The sequence below is a fragment of the Deltaproteobacteria bacterium genome (assembly GCA_016874735.1).
GTDB lineage: Bacteria > Bdellovibrionota_B > Oligoflexia > Oligoflexales > CAIYRB01 > CAIYRB01.
On record VGTI01000079.1, the window covers coordinates 1 to 11,569 of the forward strand.

Annotated in this window: 11 protein-coding genes; 6 read left to right on the forward strand and 5 right to left on the reverse strand. The window is 49.2% G+C overall.

The annotated features are described in order from the left end of the window. Window positions 1–347, reverse strand: a 347-nt coding sequence (locus tag FJ146_17780; protein ID MBM4253821.1) for a hypothetical protein, incomplete at its 3' end; no start/stop codon positions are given. Window positions 348–547: 200 nt separating this feature from the next. On the opposite strand from FJ146_17780, the gene FJ146_17785 reads away from it, so the two are divergent. The 3 genes from FJ146_17785 to FJ146_17795 all read left to right on the forward strand — a co-directional run bounded on the left by FJ146_17785 (window position 548) and on the right by FJ146_17795 (window position 3,213). Beyond that, window positions 548–874, forward strand: a complete 327-nt coding sequence (locus FJ146_17785; protein MBM4253822.1) for a hypothetical protein — start codon at window positions 548–550, stop codon at window positions 872–874. A gap of 153 nt (window positions 875–1,027) precedes the next feature. After that, the gene (locus tag FJ146_17790) at window positions 1,028–1,621 is read left to right on the forward strand and encodes a hypothetical protein (GenBank protein MBM4253823.1); all 594 of its coding nucleotides are present in this window, start codon (window positions 1,028–1,030) and stop codon (window positions 1,619–1,621) included. Beyond that, complete coding sequence (locus FJ146_17795) at window positions 1,618–3,213, forward strand: GMC family oxidoreductase (protein ID MBM4253824.1); 1,596 nt, start codon at window positions 1,618–1,620, stop codon at window positions 3,211–3,213. Before FJ146_17790 ends, FJ146_17795 begins: the two co-directional genes overlap by 4 nt. A gap of 14 nt (window positions 3,214–3,227) precedes the next feature. Here the strand turns inward: FJ146_17795 and FJ146_17800 are convergent, their stop codons facing one another. Next, window positions 3,228–3,731, reverse strand: coding sequence for a DUF4442 domain-containing protein (locus FJ146_17800; protein MBM4253825.1), 504 nt, complete (start codon window positions 3,729–3,731; stop codon window positions 3,228–3,230). A gap of 170 nt (window positions 3,732–3,901) precedes the next feature. Then, window positions 3,902–4,801, reverse strand: a complete 900-nt coding sequence (locus FJ146_17805; protein MBM4253826.1) for a LysR family transcriptional regulator — start codon at window positions 4,799–4,801, stop codon at window positions 3,902–3,904. Between the two features lie 122 nt (window positions 4,802–4,923). On the opposite strand from FJ146_17805, the gene FJ146_17810 reads away from it, so the two are divergent. The 3 genes from FJ146_17810 to FJ146_17820 all read left to right on the forward strand — a co-directional run bounded on the left by FJ146_17810 (window position 4,924) and on the right by FJ146_17820 (window position 7,218). After that, on the forward strand, window positions 4,924–5,280 hold the full coding sequence (locus tag FJ146_17810; protein MBM4253827.1) for an ester cyclase: 357 nt from the start codon (window positions 4,924–4,926) through the stop codon (window positions 5,278–5,280). Window positions 5,281–5,806: 526 nt separating this feature from the next. Then, window positions 5,807–6,550: a DNA-processing protein DprA gene (locus FJ146_17815; GenBank protein ID MBM4253828.1), complete on the forward strand. Its 744-nt coding sequence runs from the start codon at window positions 5,807–5,809 to the stop codon at window positions 6,548–6,550. Further along, window positions 6,538–7,218 (forward strand): phosphoribosyltransferase, encoded by a 681-nt coding sequence (locus tag FJ146_17820; protein MBM4253829.1) that lies wholly within the window; start codon window positions 6,538–6,540, stop codon window positions 7,216–7,218. The genes FJ146_17815 and FJ146_17820 overlap by 13 nt, the downstream gene beginning before the upstream one ends. Here the strand turns inward: FJ146_17820 and FJ146_17825 are convergent. Both FJ146_17825 and FJ146_17830 read right to left on the reverse strand, forming a co-directional pair. Further along, on the reverse strand, window positions 7,215–9,683 hold the full coding sequence (locus FJ146_17825) for a hypothetical protein (GenBank protein ID MBM4253830.1): 2,469 nt from the start codon (window positions 9,681–9,683) through the stop codon (window positions 7,215–7,217). The two genes, FJ146_17820 and FJ146_17825, sit on opposite strands and share 4 nt — an antisense overlap. A 410-nt stretch (window positions 9,684–10,093) precedes the next feature. Continuing rightward, window positions 10,094–10,837: a hypothetical protein gene (locus FJ146_17830; GenBank protein ID MBM4253831.1), complete on the reverse strand. Its 744-nt coding sequence runs from the start codon at window positions 10,835–10,837 to the stop codon at window positions 10,094–10,096. Between the last annotated feature and the right edge of the window lie 732 nt (window positions 10,838–11,569).

The following is an 11,569-nucleotide window of genomic DNA, read 5'->3' on the forward strand; positions in this document are numbered from 1 at the left end:
AAGCTAGCTCCGCCGAGAGCGCCCGCTCCCATACCCAGCAAACTTGATAGCAACGTCCCCAAATTGTCAGTAGGCGGTGATGGGCTCCCGACCGCAACCTGAGGCGCAGCAACATTGGGTGGAGGTGACCACGGTGCTGGTGCGGCAGGGGCTGGCTTCACGACAGTGGGCGGCTTGCTTTTATCACCTACATGCGGACTTGCGGCCACGGGCTTACCAGGATCTCCAGCCTTCGCTTCAGCTGTGCGCGGTCCACTGACAGGTGGAGGGGCTGGTGCAGGGTCGACACATGACAGCAACATAGTAGCAATCAGAGGTAAGTACGCTGCGGTGGCAACCAGGCGCAATGGAGAGCTCCTCACTCGCGAAAGATAAAAAACAGTCTAATCGGATAGTTAATTACATTTTAACCATTATCCATCCAGCACTCAATCCATTGCAGGTTTTCGGACTCTCATCAAATAAAGGACTTTTGTTGACGCATGTAACGCTCGATGCTACGAAACGGCTGCGCTCGATCGAAAACAGCACAACCGATGAGGTTTTTATGACATTATTACAAGTACTTGCCGCTTTATCCTGGACTCTCACCAGTGGCCTCGCCGCCGCCGCCCCGCAAGACAGCGCGACCACCGAGACTGAGGCGACAGCATGCGTTGCTGCAGCACAAAAGACCCACAAAGACAGCGCCGGAATCGCCGCACTGCATTTTAACCAAGGCATGCGCGCCTGCTACGACATCATCGATCTCGGTCATCCAGTACCGGGCAGTGTCTGCATCAAACGCGTCGAAACCAACTACGCACGCGACCTAGCTGCAGCTGAGAGCGCCTTAAATCAGGCACTTTTTGCCTGCCAAAATCCCTCTCTCTGAATACTAAACACCTGGGAAAATAGTGCTGTCTAGCAGCGCTATTTTCCCTCGTGATATATTCGGCATTATATCCGCCAGCTACCCTTCTTCCCTCCTGAATCCCCAAGTGCCCGTTAGGTACTGAATCACTCAAATTCGAAATGCGAGCGAACGATGAGAAAAAGTCGTCGTGATTTTCTGCGATCAAGCGGAATTCAGGGCTTCACATTTAATCTTTGGGGACGCGTGATCGCAAGGTCGACGTTGCCGCTTGTCACTGTTCAAGCCCTTTGGACAAGTCGCTCCGAAGCCGCATCTTTCGACATCCCTCTCAAGCACTTGAAGGCGGAGTACCTACCCCTTCTTATAGCCATAACTAAAGTGAGTCTCGGCCTAGAAAACCGCGATATTAATGCATCTGACAGCATTATCCTCATAAGAAATTGCGACCACCTCATTGACCAAGCGCCAGAGTCAATCAGAAAAGACCTTTTACTTCTTTTCAATATTCTCCAATTTCCGATCACACGCTGGATGATGGGGATCAGATCTGACTGGCATCAAGCTGATCCGGCCGCGGTGAATGCTCTCATCCGCAACTGGAACTTTGGTGGTGTACGCATACTGCGTTATGGCTACCAATCTCTGTTATCCCTTTTGCAGTTGAGTTGGTATGCGGGAGCAACGCCGTCAGCTTCCACTGGATATCCCGGCGTCCCAGAAGCTATTCGTCCGTACGTCGAAACCATTGGAGACTACGCACCATGAAGCTTCCAGATCCGTACAAAGACGAATCTGCAAAAACCTGGCGCATTCACGATGCCGCGCGTTTCACTGAAGATCGCCAGTTCGAGGCCGACGTCGTGATCGTTGGTACCGGAGCTGGCGGAGGTACTGCCGCAGAGATCTTTAGCCGGGCAGGTAAAACCGTAATTATGGTTGAGATGGGAGCACTAAACACCTCTAGTAAATTCAATCTAGACGAAATGGAATCCTACGCCACACTGTATCAAGACGGGATGACACGCCTCTCCCTCGATGGGTCGATCTCGATTTTACAGGGACGCACGGTCGGAGGCAGTACCGTAGTCAATTGGACGTCGAGCTTTAGAACCCCAGAACAAACTCTAAGCCATTGGCAAAAACAGTGGAACATACGGGAACACACTGCCGCGAATTTGTCTTCGTGGTTTGAGCTTATGGAACAGCGCCTTGGCATCGCCCCCTGGCCAAGCCCCAATGCCAACAACCAAACTCTACTAAAGGGCTGCGAAAAACTTGGCATCCGCGCCGAGCTCATTCCGCGTAATGTGCGCGGGTGCTGGAACCTAGGCTACTGTGGCCTAGGCTGCCCGACCAATGCTAAGCAGTCCATGCTGGTATCGACCATACCGGCTGCTCTGCGCAGCGGTGCAACCTTGATCCACAATCTACAAGTCAGTCATTTAAATGCCGCTGGCGGCAAGATCCAGAGTTTAGAATCGATCACACAAAATGAAAGTCGCCGCAAAGTAACTATTCGCGCCAAAACCGTTATTTTAGCAGCCGGCGCCATCGGCACACCCGCCATACTGCTCAGATCGCCGACGGTGCCTGATCCCTACCGCAGGACGGGTAAGAGAACATTTCTTCATCCCACACTATTTTCCTTCGGACGCATGCCAGACGAAGTAAATCCTTACCATGGAGCACCACAGTCAGCATACAGCGATCATTTTCAATGGCAGCAGGGTATCGACGGACCGTTAGGATTCAAATTAGAAGCGGTACCACTTCAACCTGCCTTTGCCTCGGTGCTCATACGCGGATTTGGACCGGCCTATAAAAATCGCCTCACCGACTTGCGTTACACGTCTGGTTTTTTGGCTTTGTTACGTGATGGATTTCATCCCGAAAGCCAGGGCGGAAGCATCGAAATGCTCTCTGATGGTAGTCCCACGGTCGACTATCCTATTAACGACTACATCCTGGCTGGCGCCAAGCGTGCGATGCTGAAGATGGCCGAAGTCTTTTTTGCTGCAGGTGCTAAATCGGTCCACATTGGGCACTTTCAATCCGGTGATTATTCGTCGTGGCATGAGGCCCAGAATGCGATCAACGCGCTAGCTTTTGAACCCCTATTACTACGCGTTGGATCAGCGCACGTGATGGGTGGATCGGCAATGGGACCTGATCCCACAGTAGCAGTCGTAAACGAGGCCGGCCGCCATCATCATGTCGAAAACCTTTACGTCTTTGATGGCTCGATCTTCCCAACCAGTGTTGGAGCCAACCCTCAACTCAGCATTTATGGTCTGACAGCTAAATTAGCGCATCAGATGATAGGTGACGGCAAGATCTACATAGAACGCACGCCTTAACTGGGATCTACTGCTTATTCGTTAGGCTTTTCCCTATCTTTGCGGCGCACATAGATCGTTTTTACAACCTCAGCCACCACGTCGCCGCTCTCATCAACGACGTTTATTTCAAAAGTGGGCTCAGTCTTAGACGATGTGTCCGCAGCCTGCTTAATGGTCGCAAGCTCCGCGTCCGACAGACGAAACTGCGCCGTCACACGACCTTTACCTGGCTTTTTAAAGCGAATACTAGCCGCCTTATCCCAGACTATGTAGTCACGCCCCAGGTTCTCCATCACCATCAGCATAAAGAACGGGTCCGTCATCGCGTAGAGCGAGCCACCAAAGTGGACACCAACATAGTTTCTATTCCAAAACCGTAGCGCCATCTCGACATCAATGGAACGCATGTCCTTACTGATATGCCTGACCTTGATGCCGGATCCTAGATAAGGTGGCCAATAATTGATCAGCCTGATAAGGGATGACTTCTTCACCGCGATTATCCTCACGACTGCCCAGCTTGAGAGTCCAGACATGGATTAGCCTTAAAAAGGCATGCACTCTTCAGCACCCAATCATCACACACCCGCATCACTTCACTATAAGTGTACTAGCGCTTTGAATACACCGCATATTGCAAATTACAGTTCATGACCCATGAGTGTGAGAGTGCCATCAATGGACGCCTCGTGCAAAAAAATACACATTAGAAGTACTGACAGAGACTCTCCTCTAGATAGGCGATCACCGCCCTCACTCTGGGCGGGATCACCCTCTGGGCTGGATGAATGAGGTGCACGGGAATCACTTTGCCAGTCCATTGTGGCAAGACATGAGTGAGTGCTCCAGTCTTGATGTGATCAATCACCATGGGTCTAGGCACCAAAGCAATTCCTCTTTGGGCTAAGGCAAAGGTGATCGCGGCGCTCGTGTGATTGCATGTGAGGCGGGGTGATATCGTACAGCTAGACGACAACCTCCCGCTATAAAGGTCCCAAACGGGCTTACTTACCTCGCTGCCCAGAGCAAGTTGAATACAGGAGTGCTGCTTTAGCTCACTTGGATCCCGCAAATTACCGGAACGATGCAAATAACCGGGAGCTGCCACACAAATCTTATTTGTTGATCCAATATTTTTTGCTTTAAGCGTCGAATCGGTCAGCTTACCCATACGCAGAGCAACGTCAATACCGGACTGAACAAGATCTAGTCGCTCATCGGTACAAATCAATTCAAAAGTCAGGGCTGGCTGCGCCGTTGAAAGATCCGCCAGAAGAGGCGCCAAAAGACTGCTTCCGATATCCTCAGGTGCTGTTATCCGTACATGACCAGCCACCGCACCTTCTGCCGCCGCAAATTCCTGCTCAATTGCGGCAAGACGTCTCATCAGTGGGAGACTCGTCTGATGTAGGCGTTTGCCCGCATCAGACACTTGCATGGTGCGCGTAGTCCGTGTGATTAGGGTCGCGCCTAGAGTCGCCTCCAGGCGGGAAATCGTGCGGCTTACACGGGAAATAGGCATTTTGAGAGCCTTAGCCGCACGGGTCATAGCGCCCGTCTCGACGACTGTGACAAAAACTCTCAATTGATTTAGGTCAATAGCCATTTTTGCACCTATGCAAATATCTTTCTCGATTTTGTCTACTATTGCAAATGTAATTTGAGCCGATAAGTGCCCTGTGAGTCACAGTGCTCAACAACACAAAGGAGTCCTATATGGCGACCTTGATGGTAAATAGTCTCGAAGCAAAAATTAAAGAACTCAATGCCTTGGTCCTCGCAGGCAAAGCACTCGAAGCATTCGACAGTTTCTATGCCGATGACGTGGTGATGCAGGAGAACGATCAAGCACCAACCATTGGTAAAAAAGCGAACTACGAACGAGAAGTCGCCTTCTTCTCCGCCATCACTGATTTTCGCGGCGCACAGGTCTTATCTGTAGGATGCTCCGCCGACAAAACCTACGTCGAGTGGTCCTTCGACTACACGCACAAAGAGTGGGGCGTGCGGAAGTATCATCAGGTAGCTGTTCAGACATGGAAAAATGGGCGGATAGTCAAAGAGCAATTTTACTACGGCGGATGATGCGGATGATGCGGATGATTTGACGACTCTCAGACGACATGAGTCTCAGTTGAATCCAGGTATCAGGCAAAGCTACATTCCGTCCGCTGGCGATTGACTCTGATTACTGCATTGAATCTGGTAGCAGTGAGACTCATGTTCGCACTTACCTGAATGCCATGCAAAGAGGGTCTAACGTTACTCAAGTTTACCCGGCAGAGGTTGGTGGAGGCGGCGGGAATCGAATTTAGACTATAATAGTCGGGATATATTGATATTTTCAAAAACAATGAATGTTATTACCCCCATCCTTACCCCCAATTTTAGCTTATCAGGAGCGTCCGACTCGATGGGATTTCAAGGACTGGGTCACACACCAAGCCACCTAAGCGCTGACTTCGAGATGATCTCGCACCTCACATTAGCCAATCAATACGAACGATTATAGTCTCGCAGACAACCCACAAAATTTTCGTTACACTGCCGCTGCGCCAGACGTGTCTCGATTTTTCCGATTTTTGTCACCCTTAGAGGCCCCACAGATCGCATGACCGGAGAATTTGCAAAAACGACTTCGACGCCTTCGGCTCATGACTCAAGCCACGAATCGGACGGCTTGCAGCAATACTTGCAGAAATGGGGTGCCACGCTGGTGCCCTCTGAGTTTTTTCAAAGTTCCCTACCTTCACTCCATGCTCAGTTTCCAACCCTATTTTACAAGGGGGATCTGCAGATCCTGGAGCGACCCGCCATCTCGGTGGTTGGTACTCGAAATCCCACACCAGAGGGTGCCATAAGAGCTAAGAGGGTTACGGCTATTTTGGTTGAGATGGGATTTGTGATCGTATCTGGCCTCGCCAAAGGCATCGATACGGTGGCACATCGCACGGCCCTTGAGATGGGTGGCCTTACAGCGGCGATCTTGGGCACTCCGATTCACAAGATCTACCCCGCAGAAAATCGTGGCTTGGCAAAAGAGATTGAGACCAAAGCTGGGATCATCCTCTCCGCCGCAGCTCCCCACGAAGAAACCGGACGATATCTTTTTCCTCGACGCAACCGCCTGATGGCCATGCTCTCCAGAGCAACGATCATCATTGAGGCAGGAGAGACCTCGGGTGTGATCCATCAGGCCGCTGAATGTCAAAGACAACAGCGACTTCTGCTCCTGCTCAAGTCCCTCGCTGAAAATCCTCAGCTCTCATGGCCTGCAGGCTTCGTCAAAAGTGGCGCTATCGTTGTGGATTCTCCAGAAGACTTACGCGCACGAGTCACACCATGCTTAACATAGAGCAATACCCTCACGCGTCATACGATCCCCGCACACGCATTGGCTATCTAGCACTTTATTTTTCCTATCCAGGGCCGCAAAGCCCGGAGCCTACCATCAGCATGGCAAATTGGCGTAAAAATTCTCATTCCTCTGCCATATTGAACTTCAAAGAAGGCAAAAAACAACATATTGAGCAGTTTATTGCACCCTTCTATCAACTTATCTATCAAGTAATGTCTCTTGAAAAAGCGTCAGAAGCTTATCTGGTACCTATGCCAAGCTCCCGCTCACCCAATAGCCCAGATTACTGTGATCAACCTAGAATTTCAAAACCAAATGAGGCTCGGAACCGGGATAATCGCAATCATGTTTTTTGCCAATTTCTGCGGAAAAAAGACGAGCATCAGAGGCTCCACATTGCTGACATCATATCCCGCCAATTCGACAAACCAGAGAAGGCTAGGTGGAGCGTCATGGAACACGCTCAATCTTTACAATTGAGACGCTTCGACAATCTTTGCGGCCCTTCATCTGTGTTTATTTTAATTGACGACGTCGTTACGACTGGCAACACCTTTGGAGGAGCAAGGCATTTATTAAACCAAAGATATCCAAATGTTCCCGTGATTTGCTTGGCTCTTGGAAAAACTACGACACCTCACGAATTTAAGCCACTGGTCGATTAAAACGGTGTAAAAACCATCCCCCCTCCTCCAGGTGCCCACATTATCACCTCAGAACCCGTCCAAGTGGCTGTGTAGTAATTACAATTGCCATTTCCTGACGCGGTCTGTGGATATGGTACCAATGTCCATGTACCCGACGAAGGGTCAAATATAGCACCATTTGAAAAGGCGCCGGAGGAACAGTTATTTGTCTGATCGATACCCCCAAAGAGGAAGATCCGCCCACCACTGATAGCTAAAGCAGTCGCATAAGCACGCGCAGTTGGTGCACCCGCAGATGGTACTGGGCTCCAAGAATTTGATTGGACGTCAAACATCATCCCATCGCCAATTACATTCTGTCCGTTAGGCCCAAAACCACCCCACACAAAGATCTTTCCTGTAGATGTTGGTACAAAAACGTAACCATAGCGGGGTGAGGGACCGCCTGACGCCATCGCGCTCCAACTGTCAGAAGTGGGATCATAAATGCCACCTGTGTTAATAGGCTGACAACCGGGACAGGTACTGTATCCCCCCCATACGACCATACGATTGTTTACCCAACCTGTAGAGGCAAGTGAGCGAGCATCTGGTGCTCCTATTGTACTGATCTGAGTCCATGAATCACTTGCGGGATGATAACTATATCCATCAGTCGGATACGAGTACGACTGACCACCCCATAAAATCATGCGATTTTCTGTTACCGGATTCCCAGTGGAGCCAGTCCATACTGCCGAAAGGTTATAGCGCATCGACGGTGCATTTATTTGGCCAACTGTCATCCAACTATCCGCCCCTGGTGAGTAGATCGCTCCGTCACTGTGAAGGGGAGAGCCACTCGAATCACTCCCGCCCCAAACAATCCACTTATTTCCCGCCCAAACTGCGGCATAGCCAAAAAGCGTGCCTGTGTAACCTTGAGTAGAGAGCGACCGCCAGGCGTTAGTGGAAGGATTATAGGCCCCACCGGAAAATGAAGAATTACCGGAATATAAAGAATCACGGTAACCCCACACTAGCATCTCGGAACCAGTCCAGGCTGATAGACCTGGTGGACTGCCATTAGCTCCGTTGATTCCACTTGTGATGTTTGGAGCGTTAACAACTGAAATAGCACGCCAACATGCAAGGTTAGCGGTACGAGACACGACCTGGCTTTCAAACCCATCTTTGTCTCTGAATTTCAAATAAAATGTCTTCTGTCCACAGCTAGCGTAATTTTTTGGATACGAGAAATTTGCAATAGGAGCTGGATTTTGCCAAGCGGCCCCAGAAAAGTTTGGTGAATCAGCAATCATCATACCCACCGCATTCGATGGCACACTGATATCTGTGATCGCAAAATCTGAAGAAGGCGGAGCAACGTCACCTACGACAAATGTTGGCGCAAATGGCGATCGAGCATCCGAGAAGACGTCGATTAAAATATCTGCTTTAAAGGGCGATGTTTCAAGACCGTTACTATTTGCAAATTTGACGTAGAGAGACTTGGCACCAGGCCTGTCGAATGTATAAGGTAACGATGTGGTAATCGGACGCCAACTAGCACCAACAAACGATTGATCCTCAGAAATTTTCATCAGAATCGCATCGTTAGTCGCACCTACGGTAACATCGACCGTCCTGGAATTAGAGATTCCTGATCCACCGCTAAGTATTACAAATCCGTCCGATCCCGTGTCGATGGCCATTAGCATGTTGCCGATTTCAATTGACTTACCAGCTTCGACTCTTACCTGATCAAATTGCCCCCTTCGATAACCCGCTTTCTCAAAAAATACTTGATGGTGCCCTACGGGCACTCCTGTGATGTTGAATTTGCCATTCAAATCGGCCTTAGCTAAAAATCCTGTACCTGGGATGTAAATATCTACACCCGCCGCTTCAGAAGCTCCCATCAGGGAAACTTTTCCTTGGATGCTACCCAAGACAGGCAGATCTACAGGCTCACTGATTTCAGTAGCAACACCATTAAGTATCTTTTGATTGGCAAGACGCAATCCGCGATCGCTCTGTGAATCGAGCAAGGAACTACCTGATGTTTTAGCGCTACCAAGGACTAGGAGATCCCTCGCACCAGCAGGCACATGATCTACGAAAAACTTGTTACCCACAGCGCGTTTGACTTTCAGCTGATCTTGAAAACCGACGACATAACCACGAACGCTGCAAGGGTCGATGTTGGTACTGATGGAGAAAATTATCTGACTGTCACCAACAGGTGCCGAAGGCATCCCAGACTCAGTGCAAAAACCACTTCCCCCACCCATGGGACCGGTCCCACCAGCAGGATTGGGAGTTTGGCTCCCATCTACTGCACCGTCTGTCTGCCCTTTCGAGCAGTGCCACGCTAAAAGCGCCAGTAGAGCCATCATGGCCCTTGACCAACCTTTACCCAGAGCGCTGACATGTACATGATGGCGACGCTTAGGGCGTGAATTGTCGTTAACATCTGTGGTATTAGATTTCGAAATAACCATCGCATCCTCCGACCCTACCGATCAGATAAAATCCTCGCTTTATCAGCCTCCAGGGAATGCACGAATCGTATGTCACCAAAAAGTCCCGAGCCATTTTGTACAAAGAGAAATCTGCTCGTAACTCCGCTTTCCGCAAAGCTCTTCTGTATCGGTGAACTAGAAAGAAACTTAACCCCTAAAATCATTATTTAATTTGGGTTAAATTACGGACAGTTAAACGGTATCTAAATGATTATTGATTTTTCGATCGGCATAGGTGGGGTGACTTGATCTGAACAGAGGTGGGGTAATAACCAAAATTGGTAAAGATCAGTCATTTTTGGCTATCATTGGCCTGCAGCTAGCTCGAATGCTAAGTGGTTACCTGCAAATTTTGACACCTATCGACCGTAAGGTGACAACGGATTCTGTCACCCCTCCGTCACCTCTACCACTTTTGCGTCAGTGATTACGCGATCGGTACGACGGATGAGCTTTCTTATGGTTTCTGGATGCCATGTTGTGCGGCCACTTTTGGTCTTAATTCCCCGCTCGCTAAGGTAGCTCCCTATGGCTCTCAGAGACCATCCTGCTGCTTGCAGCTTGTTTATCGCCAATATGGCCAGATGTTCATTCGTATTCGGTACGAGTGTTTTTCCGTCAGGACAATCGAATCCGAATGGAACATAAGCTCCACCTAGCTTTTCTCGACGTGCCCTTTTGTAGTCTAGGGCTAGCTTTGTCCTCTGCTTCGCATCATTGGCCATCATTTCGTTCACACAGGCCAGAATAGAGAATGTGAATTGGCCAGTGAGGGTACTCGAATCAAGTTGTTGTCGGATTGACACAAATCGAATGGAGCTATCTTTGAAAAATTCCAAAGCTCCTAAGACCTCCTTAGCCCTGCGCCCAAGCCTTGAAATATCAAGGACGATTACCGCATCACCTGGCCTGACTGTTGCCATCAAATTTTTGTACGCGACTCTGTCCCTGCTGAGACCGGAGACTCCCTCGTCGATAAAAATCTCAGTGGGTTCTGGGAATCCTTGCTTAGTACAATAATCCCTGATCTCGTGAGATTGCTGACGGGGACTAAGCTCAAGTTGATGATTAGTCGAAACTCGCACATATCCGTAGACACACCTCAAAGAGGGATCCCTTGGAGTTTGATTCATTGCTACCTCCTTATTCCTCCAAAAATGGTAGCGTTTCGTTAGTATCCCAAGAATGGCTATGAATGAGTGGTGCTTTTGGTGGCACCAATATCAATGTGGTGAAGGGTCAACAACACCAACAATAATAGGATCGATATCGATCATAGACTTTTGGTTATCGGATAAAATATGGAAAACTTTATGATTTATGGCACAAGTCTTTAAAAGAAATGGGTTTTTGACGGTCGAGCCAAGCATCTGGAGGGGCAAAGAAATCAAATACTTTTCGTTGGGGTAACTGGTATTTGATTTCTCTGCAAAGTGACGCTAGGACAGCAAGGCAATGCAATCACATTCCTCATTCTTTTGAAGAATCCACTCTCAATGAAATTTTTTCAATTTCATCGTACGGAAGAAGTTTATAGATCCCCCAGCCAACTGGTCGGATCAAGCCGAGACTATTCATTTTTTGTCGTAATGATTTTTGTCTCGATATTTCCGGGTTGAACTTTAACTGATGGGAATCATCAACCATCAAGGCTAACTCAAGAACATGAGATTGTCCTGTCCGAGCAGGGGTGACACAGTTGGGCTAAAAGTTTAAGTCAACTCGGCATTTCTAGATTGACCCTCTTGCTTCCAGTGAAAAACTCTCATTGTTCGTGCCTTCTGTCTACCCTCCTCGCGACGTTTGGTCAGTGGCGCCCTTCCTATTAAATGTACCATTTGTGGAGCAAAACCCCCGTTACCCGC